Here is a 13,403-nt window from a genome sequence, read left to right as displayed (position 1 = left end):
TTATAGAGAGGTCATGATTATGACAAATTTATATTTTTTAAGACACGGTGAAACGGACTGGAATGTAATGGGGAGGATTCAAGGTAGGACTGATATTCCGCTTAATTCTAATGGTGTTCGTCAAGCTAAAGAGAGTAGTGAATTTTTAACGAATTTAAATATAGATTACATTGTAACGAGTCCATTAAAAAGGGCGCAAGATACAGCGAAAATTGTTCAAGAGAAGGTTAATGTAGATTTAATTGTAATGGAAGAGTTTATAGAATTATCTTTCGGTGATGCTGAAGGTATGACGTTAGACGAACGTTTAAAATTATATCCTGATCGCGTTTATCCAAATCAAGAAGAAGAATATAGTTTTAAAACACGATTCTCTAAAGGGTTAGATATAGTACAAAATAAATATAGAAATAAAAACGTACTTATTGTATCTCATGGAGCGCTTATTAATGCGATCTTGTATCATTATTCTCATGGAGAAATTGGTACAGGGAAGATTAAACTTACAAATGGTGGGATTACATCACTTGAAATGACTGATGAGAAAGTAGAGATTCTTGAATATAATAAAATAAATCATTTATCTCAATATAATCGAATAGGTGAAATCTAGGAGTGTGACATCATGAAAATCAGAATGTTTGAAACAAAAGATGCCGAAGAAGTATGTGACTTGATCATACATACGTTGAGAACGACAAATATCAAAGATGAATCTATTGAAGAAATAGAGAAGGTAGTTAGGACGATTACACCTGAATCTATAATAGAAAGAGCGAGCTTCACGAATTTTTATTTATTTGAAGATAATTTTAAAATTATAGCAACTGGAGCTATTGGTCCGTATTGGGGTAGTGAAACTGAAAGTAGTTTATTTACGATTTTTGTTTCTCCAGAATATCAAGGTAGAGGTATTGGCAAATTAATTATTGAAACACTAGAAAATGATTATTACTTTAAAAGTGCAAAGCGTATTGAAATACCCGCTTCTGTAACTGCAGTTCAGTTTTACAGAAAGTATGGATATGATTTCAAAGATGGTATTAAAGAAAAAGACGACGAAGGTATCCATAGAATGGAGAAGTTTAGGTAATATTGTTTGTTAAGATATATTTACTTAATGAATAAATCACAAAATAAATAATACCCGCTCTTTTAATAATTAAGAGTGGGTATTATTTTTATTATATTGACCATTTAATTAAAACAGATGAATAAGTTAATCCTCCACCAAATCCTACTAGCATTAGAAGATCATCTTTTTTAATCTTGTTTTCTGAAATTGCTAGGTTAATGGATAATGGTATTGTTGCTGAAGAAGTATTTCCATAGTGTGCAAGACTCATTAAAGTTTGGTCTTTTTGAATTTTAGACTTTTCACAAATAGATTCAATCATTCTAGCATTTGCGCTATGAGGTACAAACCAATCTAAATCATCTATTGTATAACTAGATTTATCGAGTGTATTACTTACAATTTTAGGGACCGTACTAACAGCCCATTTATAAACGCCTCTTCCGTTCTGAACAACGAAACCGGGATTTTCCAATTCTTCGTTAAACATTTCTTTAGATAATTCTGAGCAATATAAATTACCACCTTTATTACCATCAGAACCAAAACTACTCGTAATAAAACTTGGATCATCTTCGGAATATTCAACTAAAAATGCACCAGCGCCATCGCCAAATAATATGCATGTGTTTCTATCCGTATAATCAGTTATTTTTGATAATGTTTCAGAACCTATGACTAAAATCTTTTTATTTTGACCTGAAGTTATAAGTCCATTTGCTATATTTAAACCATATGTAAAACCTGCACAAGCAGCATTAATATCTATTGCACCAGTATTCTCAAGTCCTAATTTAGCTTGAATATATGACGCAACACTTGGTGTTTTGTAATCAGGTGTTAATGTTGCGTTGATAATCATATCCACATCACTTAAATCAATATTATAATTTTGTTGTAAATCTAGTACTGCTTTATAACTTAAATCACTGGTATATTCATTATCTTTGGCAATTCGACGTTCTATAATTCCTGTTCTTTGTTGTATCCATTCATCTGATGTGTCTACAATTTTTTCGAAATCTTGATTGTTCATTGCTTTTTCAGGAACATAAGCACCTTGAGCTGTTATTTTTGCGTAAGAAATCACTTTTATCACCTTATTTATCTCTATATTTAGTACCTAGTACTATTATTACATACTTATACTAAGTATTAAATACGTGAATATATTTAATTATAAGTTTTATGTGTATAATAATCTGTTCTCGGGTAATAGAAGTAAAGTAGGTTAATAACCAAATAAAAGCTATGTATGAGGAGTTGATATAGATGGGTAATGTGGTAAAACGTATTCTAAGATATGTAGGTACAGCGCTTATATTTAGATTTATTCGTAAATTATTTAACAAAGGTACGAATAAAGGCTAATTAATGGTAAAAATTATTAAACTTTTTTGAAAGTATTGTAAATTCAATGTTTACTTATACAATACGCTGGGTATTTAATGAGTACAAAGCTATTTACCTAGAGTGGTTTTGAAAATATTTATTCGTATATATGTAAATTAATAAACACATCATAGTTTTACTGTGATGTGTTGGACTGTCAGCAGAGGGGACTTTGTTGACAGTTTTTTATATAGGATTTTTGATTTTAATATCTTATAAGTAGTGTTGTAAGGGACAAAATTCCGAGAAATGTCCGTAAGGGGTGTTGTTAGGGACATAATTCCGAGAAATGTCCGTAAGGGGTGTTGTTAGAGACATAATTCTGAGAAATGTCCGTAAGAAGTGCTGTAAGGGACATAATTCTGAGAAATGTCCGTAAGAGGTAGTGTAAGGGACAAAATTCCGAGAAATGTCCGTAAGAGGTAGTGTAAGGGACAAAATTCTGAGAAATGTCCGTAAGACTAATATCTAAGGAGCACAATTCATAATTCTGCCAGTAAGAACAGTCTAAGGAGCACAATTCAGAATTCTGCTAGTAAGAACAATCTAAGGAGCACAATTCAGAATTCTGCCAGTAAGAACAATCTAAGGAGCACAATTCGGAATTCTGCCAGTAAGAACAGTGTAAGGAGCACAATTCATAATTCTGCAAGTAAGCGCAGTCTAAGTAACCGAATCTAAGTATCAAACGACATATGAACTACATGCGACACAATCAAGTCCATTCCCACAAAGCTCACTTTCTCCATACATAAAAAAGAGCCGAGACAATTAAATGTCTCGGTTCTTAAAGCAATTTATTTTCTGATTGCTTTTAAAATAAATGAAAGTACTAAGATTAAGATGATTGAACCGATTAATGCTGGAATAATTGCAATTCCACCAAATACTGGTCCCATATCTCCTAATAATGATCCACCAATTGCTGAACCGATAATACCTGCAATAATGTTACCAATAATTCCACCTGGAACATCTTTACCTAAAATAACTCCTGCAAGCCAGCCGATTAAACCGCCGACGATTAACATTAATATAAAGCCCATAATAATTACCTCCTATTTTTGCACTTCTTCTTATATATCCAAAGTGAAGGATGTTTAAACGCATCTTTAAAATATAAATTGGAAAAATACACATTTAAAGTAATTATTTGGAAAATATTTGATAAATTCAATATTTTACTGCTGTTTGTATATGACATATCTTTAAAATATTAAGCTTTATGGCCTGCGATTAAATCTTTTCTTTCTAACAATGTACCACTGTTTAATAAGCTTGAACCTCGCATTACAATATTCTTTCCATATTTCATACGTATAAAATCTAAATGATTCTCTATTGTTTCTGTCTTAACTTGAAATGGATCGTCAAATAAAGATAATTGTTTAATTTGATTTGGAATAAACTTACCAAATGAAATAGCAATTGTTCGATAAAGTCGATTAGGTTCTAATTGTTTCGATAAATAGTCCCATAATAAATTTACGATGACGTAAGTATTCATAAACCCATTCTTATTTGTAAATTGTTTACGAACACCGCCTATATCAGCATAGCCAACACTAACACTTATTCGAGTAGGGTATAAGTTTAACTTTCTGGATCTATAATAAACTTCATCTACTTGTTCGTTTAGTACAGTTTTGAGTTCATTCATACTGTAATCACGCATGAGTATTTGAGACTTTCCTAAAGATTTATCATATGCCTTATGTGGCTGCCTAATCATACTTTCGTCTATACCATTAGCATGTAAATGTAAATCAACACCAATAACGCCAAAGTCCCGCTTCAAATATTCAACTGGATAGTTAGCTAAATGACCTACTGTAAATATACCTTTTTTGTTGAGCTTAGTTTCTGTACGTCTATTGATACCCCACATTTCTCTTAAAGGTTGAATTGACCAAACTTTATTAGGAACATCTTCGTAACGCCATTCTGATATACCGAGTTGGGTATGTTTAGCATCAATATCCATAGATAGTTTAGCAAGTAACATATTCGAACCAATTCCAATCGTACTGCGAATATGGGCAAGATTAAATATACGTTCTTGCAACTGCATAGCCAGTGAAAAAGGAGAATGAGCAAACAAATGATAAGATTCTGAAACATCCATAAAAAACTCATCTATACTATATTGATGAAAATCTTCAGGTGCTACATAATCTAAAGCAATTTTACTAATTTGAGTTGATAGTTGAATATACTTTTTCATAGATGGATTAATAACATAAATATCTTTACGTTGAGGAATTTCAAATAAACGAGATCCCGTTTTAATGCCAATTGCTTTTAATGGTGGTGTAGCAGCAAGTACGACAGAACCTGGACGTTTCGTATCAGCAACAACAGCAAGCTTCGTTGTTAATGGGTCTAGACCCTTTTCAATGCAAGACACAGAGGCAAAGAAACTCTTCAAATCTACACATAAAATATCCCGATTTAAGCAATAACTGTAGTCATACATAAAAATCACCCCAGTCATATAGTATCTTTATTATACGAACATATGTTCTGTTTTGTAAAGTGAAAAGTCGTGTAAAAAGTAATATATTTATCATGTTGATAAACGGGTAGATGAGCAATTTGATGTTTTGAATGGAACGATATATTGTTTGTAATAAATATTTAATATAGCGAAATAATCTTCAACTATATTAATTAATTATATTTTGTAATACAATATAACAATAAAATCTAAGGGGGATTATTATGAAGTATAAGTTTGGAACAGCTTTAATTTTGACATCTAGTTTATTACTTTCTCAATCTCATTTTTATGTAAATGCGGATGAGAAAAATAATGAACAGACTGAGAACACAAGCAAATCAATTAGTTTTGAACAAGCACAGAAGATGAACCCAAAAGAATTAACTAACATATTAACAGACGAAGATTTAAAATTACATAATAAAGTTGCTGAAAAGCATTCAACAGATATGGAAACAAATCGCAATACAAATGAAGCTTATCAAAACGTAAATAGTTATATTGATAAAAATAATATTAAGCCTTCAACGATTACGCAAGATTCTAGAATGAATAGTTTGCCAAAATATGATTACAAGTCAGATAAATTTATTGGCGTGATTATTCATGAAACAGCAAATTCTAATAGTACGATCGATGAAGAAATTAATTATATGTATAATAACTACGAAAGTGCCTTTGTCCATGCTTATGCAGGTAGTAGTAAAATTGTACAAACAGCCTCAAGTGATTATTTAGCATGGGGGGCTGGTGCAAAAGCAAATCCCTATTTCTATCAAATAGAGTTGGCACAGTCTAGTACATTCGATCAGTTTGCTAAATCTGTAAATAACCAAGCATACTTAACAGCAAAAATGTTAGATCAAAATGGACTGAAACCATCATTAGCTGATAATAATGAGGGGACAGGAACAGTTATAAGTCATAACGCAATAAGTCAATATTATGGTGGAACAGATCATACTGATCCTATTAATTACTTTAGCCAGTGGGGATATGATATGAATCAGTTTTATAGTCTAGTTCAACAGCACTATAACCAGTTGAATGAATCAAGTGATACAATTACTGGAGATACACATACAGTCGTATCAGGAGATACATTATATAATATTTCTCAAAGAAGCGGCGTAAGTGTAGCTGAAATTAAAGAACTCAATGATTTAAGTTCAAATGACTTAACAGTAGGACAAGTATTGAATTTGAAATAAATAGGATAGAAAACTAATTTATATACAAAGTTTTGTTAAGCCTATATCAATAAAACAATTAAAACTGTCGACAAAGCTCAGACTTTGTCGACAGTTTTTTATGTATATATTTAGTGTTCATATGCAAATAAGTTTGTACTTTATTTAACGATTAATCTAGGTATCAGCTTAATATAAACAAGTTCTCCTATAAGTTCGACTAGCGTTTGAGTAACAACAACAGTGGTAACGGTTGTTGACCATTGTATAGGTAGCGATAAAGCTAATGGTAAAACGACTAATGCATTTCGTGTGCTTGAGCTAAAGGCTAATGTTCTTTTTAAGGTTACGTTTAAATTGAAAATCTTCCCTGACAGATATCCTATGAAAGGTGCTAAAATCATAAAGCATAAATAGAGCGGTACAACTGACAGTACAACTTGTAAATCAGTAACAATTTTCGAAATTTGAGAACCAATAACGGTCGTTAACACTAAAGCCATCAATGGTACAGGTATCCATTCAGAAAAAGTTAATATATTCATCATTTTATTAGATTTTTTGCTTAAAAATTGCAGGATAATGGCAATTAATAAAGGTAAAATAATTAATAATATAAATGTTTTCAAGAAAGGTTTAATATCAATATATTGAGAAAAATATTGATTTAAAAATATCCAAAAATAGATAGGTAATAATAATACTTGTAAAATAAATAATATTGGAGTAGAAATCAACATGAGTTCAGCATTACCGTGTCCTAGTTTAGTAAATACAATAACGTAGTCAATACAAGGCGTAAGTAGTACTAAATAAATACCGATAAGAAGCGGTGTTGATGTAACATTAAAAACTACAACCAGTACAAAAACAAGTATAGGAATTAATATAAAATTTGATAAAATAAGTGCGAAAATAAACCTTGAATTCAATAATTTATTTCGTAAAGTTAAAAAAGGTATTTGAGAAAACATACCAAACATTAAAATAGCGATAAGAAATGAAATAGAAGGTTCAAAAATTTGTTGAGTATTTTCAAAAAAGAGGCCACAAAATATGCCTAGTAATATAAAAACAATATATATATAAATCTGTTTAGTTTCTAAAAATGTTTTTAACTGAGACATAGAAACCTCCTATAGTAATCTTTATTCATATAAATCATAATATGTACTACTATTTAATTCAATCGGAGCAAATGATAAAGAGCGCTTTTATAAGTTAATAGGACAGAAATAAGACTTTTTAGAAAAAATGAGATAAGACGTAGATTAATTCGTCCCAGCCGCTTCTAAAACAATTTTATACTTTTTATGGTAAAGAAGATTTGAAATATGATACGAATAGTCAATTACATGGTTTTAATGTATGGAAAGTTGAATAATTTATATAATCTTGAGTGAAACAGAAATCTATTTAGTAAATTAGATTTCTGTTTCACTTTTTTTATTCAAAAATAACTGAAGAAAAAATAAAAATTTTTACTTGCCAAAAATAAAATTATGTATTATATTTAAAACGTAGTCATTACGATTTACCTCCGAGAGATGAAATGACTACTTTACTTACGTTAATATGCGATTTCAAGACTGGGCCAATTTGTTGTCTCAGTCTTTAATCATTAATGAATAAAAAGGAGTATATAAAAATGGCAAAAAAATCAAAAATTGCAAAAGAACAAAAACGTATACAAATGGTAGAGAAATACAGAGAGAAACGTGAAGAGTTAAAGGCTAACAATGATTATGAAGGATTGAAAAAACTTCCTAGAGACGCATCTCCTACACGTATTACACGCAGATGCCAAGTAACTGGTAGACCAAGAGGGGTTTATAGAAAGTTTGGTATGTCTAGAATTGCTTTAAGAGAATATGCACATAAAGGTCAAATACCTGGTTTGAAAAAATCTAGTTGGTAAAAATAAAGATGAACATGAAAAATAGTTGTATTGGGAGGGAAGTATTTTGAATAAAGTACCAGTTACAGTATTGAGTGGTTATTTAGGTTCTGGCAAAACAACACTATTGAATAATATTTTGAAGAATAGAGAAGGTTTGAAAATTGCAGTAATCGTGAATGACATGAGTGAAATTAATATAGATAAAGATTTAGTAGTTGAAGGTGGAGGCATTTCTAGGACAGATGAAAAGCTAGTCGAGTTATCAAATGGCTGTATTTGTTGTACGTTAAGAGAAGATTTGCTTATCGAAGTTGAAAAAATCGTAAAACGAGGAGATGTAGATCAAATCGTTATAGAATCGACGGGTATTTCTGAGCCAGTACCTGTCGCACAAACTTTTTCGTATATAGATGATGAATCAGGTATAGATTTAACAAGTATATGTCGATTAGATACAATGGTAACAGTTGTTGATGCTCATAGATTTGTAAATGATATGTATTCAGAAGACTTATTGAAAGATAGAGATGAAGGTGTCAGTGAAGATGACGAAAGATCTATTTCTGATTTATTAATTGATCAAATAGAATTTTGTGATGTGCTTATTTTGAATAAAGCTGATTTAGTAGCAGACAAGGACTTAGAACAACTTGAAATCATTTTAAGAAAACTACAGCCAAGTGCCAAATTTATTAAAACAAGTTTTGCAGATGTTTCATTAACTGAAGTTGTTAATACAGGATTATTTGATTATGAAAAGGCGAGCCAATCAGCAGGATGGATTAAAGAATTAACTGAAGGTGGACATGCTAATCATACGCCAGAAACTGAGGAATATGGTATTTCATCTTTTGTATATAAAAGAAGATTACCATTTCATGCTGAGAGATTTAATCAATGGATGGAAAATATGGAAAACAATATTATTAGAGCGAAAGGTATAGTCTGGTTAGCACAGTATAACCATGTTGCATGTTTGTTTTCACAAGCAGGTTCATTCGTTAATATTCATCCAATTACATATTGGGTTGATGCTATGAACGAACAACAAAAAAGAGAAATATTAAATGAAAGACCAGAAGTAAAAGCAAACTGGGATCCTGAATACGGTGATAGAGAAACACAATTTGTTATCATAGGCAGTGATTTAAATGTAGAGGAAATAACAAAATCATTAGATAAATGTTTAGTTAATTCACATGAAATAGATGCAGATTGGTCACAATTACATGACCCGTATGCATGGCAGTTGTCTTGATTAATAAGAGTAAAGAGAGCGGAATAGAAATCTTGTCAATAAATTAGATTTCTATTCCGCTCTCTTTAATTTTAAAAAATAATAGATAAAATATTTTTGATTATAATTAGACTAACGATTAATACGATAATGCTTGAAAATTTATTCAATATTATAATATATTTTCCGGTTTTATCGATAGAACCGAGCAGTTTCCCAAGTATAGCTAACAAAATAAACCACAGCCAGGAAACGACAATAGTGGAGATACTAAACAAAAGCTTATCTGTTCCTGAATATACGGTTGCACTTGTACCAATAACACCAATAGTATCCATAATAGCATGAGGGTTTAACAATGATACGGATAAAGCGAACCCTATTTGTTTTTTAGCGCTCATAGAATTATACGTTTTTAAGTGATCTGGCTTTTCATGCCATAACGACCAAGCCATATATAATAAAAATACAAGTCCGACAATATATATCACAATTTGTAAAATTGGAAGTGACATTAATATTAAAGAAACACCTAATATAGCAAGAACTATTAAAAAAGTGTCGCATAGACCAGCTGTAATGATTACAGGCAAAGTACCGATTAAGCGTTTTTGATTTGCTCCTTGATTAAATACAAATACATTTTGTGCACCCAAAGGTAAAATGAGTCCTAAGGCTAATAAAAATCCATGGATTATAGGTTGTATCATAATGAACACACTTTCTTTAATGATATTCTTTTAGAGTAAAGGCTTAATTTCAAACTTCTATATATATGTTATAATAATTTGAAAATTTAAAAACAACCAGATTATAAAAAAAATACCAACCAGATATAGGAGTAAATATGAGTGTATTCCAATACAAAAAGATAATTGATGATATTACAAATCGAATAAATGATGGTGTTTTAAAGCCTGGTGATAAGCTATCATCTCAAAGAGAAATTGCGCAATACTATAATGTGAATAGGTCAACAGTAGTTGAAGCCCTAGATATTCTAAAAAGCTATGGTATTTTAGAAACAATAGAAAAAAGAGGAATCTATGTATCTCAAAATAAGTGGAATACTTATATAACGAGTAATATTCGTTGGCAAGATTATATTGGTAATAGTGTATCTAAAAATAATCAATATTACATCCAAAAAATTAATGAACTAGAATTCGACAAAGAAATTATAAGGTTAGGAACAGGGGAGTTATCACCAAATTTAATACCTAACCATTTATTTAAAGAAATATTAGTTAAAGATGACCCTCTACATACTAATTATGAAGAACCTAAAGGAAAATTAGAGTTAAGAACAGAAATTGTTAAGTATATGAAAAAAAGAGGTGTCGAATGCGATATCAATAATATTTGTATAACATCAGGTGCTTTACAAGGTTTGAAATTAATAGCAGATGGCTTATTAGTACCTCAATCAAAAATTATTATTGAAACACCTTCTTACATTAATTCAGTACGTACATGGCATAATATTAGATCACAAATTGTGCCATTGAATATTAAATATATAAAACAAAATATCAACAACATTTTCAAAGTTAGTAGTGATTATAAAAATAGCATATTTTATTGTATTCCGACATTACATAACCCTACTCAAAATACTTATACAAAAATTGAAAAACAAAAAATAGTTAATCAGTGTCAAAAAAATGGAATTCCTATTGTTGAAGATGATATATATGCTGATTTATCTTTTGAGCCAGAAACACATCTACCAATGAAAGCTCTAGAAAACAGTGATAATGTACTATATTTAGGAAGCCTCTCTAAAACCGTAAGTCCTGGATTACGTATAGGGTGGATTGTAGCAAATAAAAATGTAATTAGTCATTTGTCAGATTTGAAGATGCAAAACGATTATGGCGCAAGTTCAATATCTCAACATATAGCAGCGAAATGGTTAAGTGACTATCATGATAATCATATCAAAGCGTTAAAACTTCAACTAGAAAAGAAAAAGAATATATTTTTAGAATCATTAAAAACGCACTTATCTAAATACGGAGAATGGAAAGAACCACGAGGCTCCTTTTATATTTGGTTTAAATTGAACAATTCAGTAGATGTTAAAAAAGTCTTCAATGAGGCTATTAAAGAAAATATCCTCATACAACCAGGCGAGATTTATGACACAAATTCCACAAATTATATTCGTTTTTCATATTCATATATAAATGAAAATGAAATAGATAGTAGTCTTAAAAATTTAAGTGAAATTATTGAAAGAGTAAAATAAATGCATTTTGATGAGTACCTACCTTAATTGGTGGGTATTTTTTATGCTTAATGGTATGATATAAAATAAAATTGTTGTAAAAAGGAGAATTCAGATGATCTTAGAAACAGAGCGACTTAAACTTGTACCACCAGCAAATACATATCTTGATAAATTATTTGAAGTACATCGCGATCCTTTAAATCAAAAATATAATCCAGCAGGTCCAGTAGAAGATAAAGAAGCATTTAAAGAAACATTGTCAGAGTGGATTAAGCACTATAAAGAACACGGATTCGGATATTACGTACTAATAAAAAAAGACTACTATGAACCATTTGGTATATGTGGATTACAATTTAAAAATATAAAAGGTCAAACTTATTTGAATATATATTACAGAATAGAAGCGGCGCAAACTAAACAAGGACTTGTAGCAGAAGCGAGCCAAAGAATAATAGAGCATGTAAAAGAAATCACTGAGAACCAATATAAAATAGTAGCATTAACTAAAAAGGAAAATACACCATCCATAAAAACAGCAGAAAAATTAGGATTCAAACACGACCCAGAACTAGATGATTATGACGGGGCAGGAAACGTATATTACTTTAGTGAGTAAAGGAGTGGTGAAATGGTAGTGCGTCTATTAAATAAAAATGATGTTATTGAATTTAGAGATTTAAGATTGCTAAGTTTACAAACTGATGCACAAGCATTTGCTTCTTTATATGAAATTGAAATAAATTATCCGTTAAGTAAATTTGAAAAACGTCTAGAATCAAACGAGTTGAAATTTACAATCGGTGGATTTGAAGATGATAAATTAGTGTGTGTATTAACTTTTTATAGAGAAACTGTTAAAAAACTTAACCATAAAGGAAACCTTGTGGCAATGTATTGTCATCCTGATTACCGTAGTACTGGTATAGCTAGCAGAGTTGTCAATAAGTTGATTCAACTGGCATCAGAGTTAAATGAATTAAAGTTTATAGATTTAAGTGTTCTTTCTAATAATAATCGAGCGATAGAATTTTATAAAAAAATGGGGTTTCAAAAGTATGCTACAGAACCAAAAGCTATTTTTGATGGTGTAAGTTATTATGATGAAGATATGATGAGATATGAATTGGTAAATACGGACCGATAAAATAAAATAGCGGTCCAGAAATGAGAAATACGGACCGATAAAATAAAATAGCGGTCCGGAAACGCGAAATACAGGCCGATAAAATAAAATAGCGACCCGAAAACGCATTATTTTATCTATAACATAGTAAACTTATAAGAATGGTTTAGTATTAAAAAGAGAATTGTGATAAGATATTCCCAATCATAATAATACATAAACTAATTGGAGGATATCTAATGGATTACTATTTACGAGATTTAAAACGTTCAGATATAGAAGATATTCATGCATATGCTAATAAACCTGAAGTGAGTCAATATCAATCATGGGAGCCACAATCTTATGAAGAAACTGAAGAATTTGTGGAAATGTTATTAAACCGAGATGAAAATTGGATGTACAATGTCATTGTCGATGCTGATACTGATAAAGTTATTGGTGCGATACAACTGGTTAGTGACACAAAAAATCAAAGTGGAGAACTTGGTTATATTGTACATCCAGAATATTGGGGTAACGGTATAGCAACGGATATTGGAAGAACTATTATAAAATATGGATTTAAAGTTCTTAAATTAAATAGAATATGGGCTTCAACTGATATACGTAACTCAGCTTCAGAAATCGTTTTACAAAAGTTAGGTATGAAACATGAAGCGATATTAAGACAAGATATAAAATTAAAAGATGGTTATAGAGATTCATTAATATATAGTATTTTAAAAGAAGAATATTAAAAGGTGTTAT

The 13,403-nt window shown here is 30.3% G+C and carries 14 protein-coding genes; 9 read left to right on the top strand and 5 right to left on the bottom strand.

Annotated elements, in window-relative coordinates:
* Positions 1-19 precede the first annotated feature (19 nt).
* Positions 20-613, top strand: coding sequence for a histidine phosphatase family protein (locus LQ609_RS03010; protein WP_078357741.1), 594 nt, complete (start codon positions 20-22; stop codon positions 611-613).
* A gap of 12 nt (positions 614-625) precedes the next feature.
* Entirely contained in the window at positions 626-1,093 is a 468-nt protein-coding gene (locus LQ609_RS03005; protein ID WP_078357740.1) for a GNAT family N-acetyltransferase, read from the top strand.
* Between the two features lie 91 nt (positions 1,094-1,184).
* Here LQ609_RS03005 and LQ609_RS03000 read toward each other — a convergent pair whose 3' ends face one another.
* From LQ609_RS03000 to LQ609_RS02990, 3 genes are all read right to left on the bottom strand, one after another.
* A complete protein-coding gene (locus LQ609_RS03000; protein ID WP_078357739.1) occupies positions 1,185-2,165 on the bottom strand; it encodes a ketoacyl-ACP synthase III in 981 nt (326 codons plus the stop codon).
* Positions 2,166-3,264: 1,099 nt separating this feature from the next.
* A complete protein-coding gene (locus LQ609_RS02995) occupies positions 3,265-3,513 on the bottom strand; it encodes a GlsB/YeaQ/YmgE family stress response membrane protein (protein ID WP_078357738.1) in 249 nt (82 codons plus the stop codon).
* A 170-nt stretch (positions 3,514-3,683) separates the two neighbouring features.
* Positions 3,684-4,943 carry a Y-family DNA polymerase gene (locus tag LQ609_RS02990; protein WP_078357737.1) on the bottom strand — a complete coding sequence of 420 codons (1,260 nt, stop codon included), beginning with the start codon at positions 4,941-4,943 and terminating at the stop codon, positions 3,684-3,686.
* 245 nt (positions 4,944-5,188) lie between these two features.
* Between LQ609_RS02990 and LQ609_RS02985 the strand changes: the two genes are divergently transcribed.
* On the top strand, positions 5,189-6,178 hold the full coding sequence (locus LQ609_RS02985) for a LysM peptidoglycan-binding domain-containing protein (protein WP_078357736.1): 990 nt from the start codon (positions 5,189-5,191) through the stop codon (positions 6,176-6,178).
* A 140-nt stretch (positions 6,179-6,318) separates the two neighbouring features.
* Here the strand turns inward: LQ609_RS02985 and LQ609_RS02980 are convergent, their stop codons facing one another.
* The gene (locus LQ609_RS02980) at positions 6,319-7,284 is read right to left on the bottom strand and encodes an arsenic resistance protein (RefSeq protein WP_208144062.1); all 966 of its coding nucleotides are present in this window, start codon (positions 7,282-7,284) and stop codon (positions 6,319-6,321) included.
* A 521-nt stretch (positions 7,285-7,805) separates the two neighbouring features.
* On the opposite strand from LQ609_RS02980, the gene rpsN reads away from it, so the two are divergent.
* Both rpsN and LQ609_RS02970 read left to right on the top strand, forming a co-directional pair.
* On the top strand, positions 7,806-8,075 hold the full coding sequence (gene rpsN, locus LQ609_RS02975; RefSeq protein WP_078357734.1) for a 30S ribosomal protein S14: 270 nt from the start codon (positions 7,806-7,808) through the stop codon (positions 8,073-8,075).
* Between the two features lie 46 nt (positions 8,076-8,121).
* Positions 8,122-9,315 (top strand): GTP-binding protein, encoded by a 1,194-nt coding sequence (locus tag LQ609_RS02970; RefSeq protein WP_239734297.1) that lies wholly within the window; start codon positions 8,122-8,124, stop codon positions 9,313-9,315.
* 71 nt (positions 9,316-9,386) lie between these two features.
* Here LQ609_RS02970 and LQ609_RS02965 read toward each other — a convergent pair whose 3' ends face one another.
* Positions 9,387-10,004 carry a LysE/ArgO family amino acid transporter gene (locus tag LQ609_RS02965; RefSeq protein WP_107508960.1) on the bottom strand — a complete coding sequence of 206 codons (618 nt, stop codon included), beginning with the start codon at positions 10,002-10,004 and terminating at the stop codon, positions 9,387-9,389.
* Positions 10,005-10,141: 137 nt separating this feature from the next.
* On the opposite strand from LQ609_RS02965, the gene LQ609_RS02960 reads away from it, so the two are divergent.
* From LQ609_RS02960 to LQ609_RS02945, 4 genes are all read left to right on the top strand, one after another.
* Positions 10,142-11,545 (top strand): aminotransferase-like domain-containing protein, encoded by a 1,404-nt coding sequence (locus LQ609_RS02960; RefSeq protein ID WP_239734296.1) that lies wholly within the window; start codon positions 10,142-10,144, stop codon positions 11,543-11,545.
* A 94-nt stretch (positions 11,546-11,639) separates the two neighbouring features.
* Complete coding sequence (locus LQ609_RS02955) at positions 11,640-12,146, top strand: GNAT family N-acetyltransferase (RefSeq protein WP_239734295.1); 507 nt, start codon at positions 11,640-11,642, stop codon at positions 12,144-12,146.
* A 12-nt stretch (positions 12,147-12,158) separates the two neighbouring features.
* On the top strand, positions 12,159-12,674 hold the full coding sequence (locus LQ609_RS02950; RefSeq protein WP_078357730.1) for a GNAT family N-acetyltransferase: 516 nt from the start codon (positions 12,159-12,161) through the stop codon (positions 12,672-12,674).
* A gap of 218 nt (positions 12,675-12,892) precedes the next feature.
* Complete coding sequence (locus tag LQ609_RS02945) at positions 12,893-13,393, top strand: GNAT family N-acetyltransferase (RefSeq protein ID WP_078357729.1); 501 nt, start codon at positions 12,893-12,895, stop codon at positions 13,391-13,393.
* Positions 13,394-13,403: the final 10 nt, after the last annotated feature.

Source organism: Mammaliicoccus sp. G-M28, from assembly GCF_022386595.1.
In the GTDB taxonomy this organism is placed as follows: domain Bacteria; phylum Bacillota; class Bacilli; order Staphylococcales; family Staphylococcaceae; genus Mammaliicoccus; species Mammaliicoccus fleurettii.
This window is presented reverse-complemented; position numbering and strand designations above follow the sequence as displayed.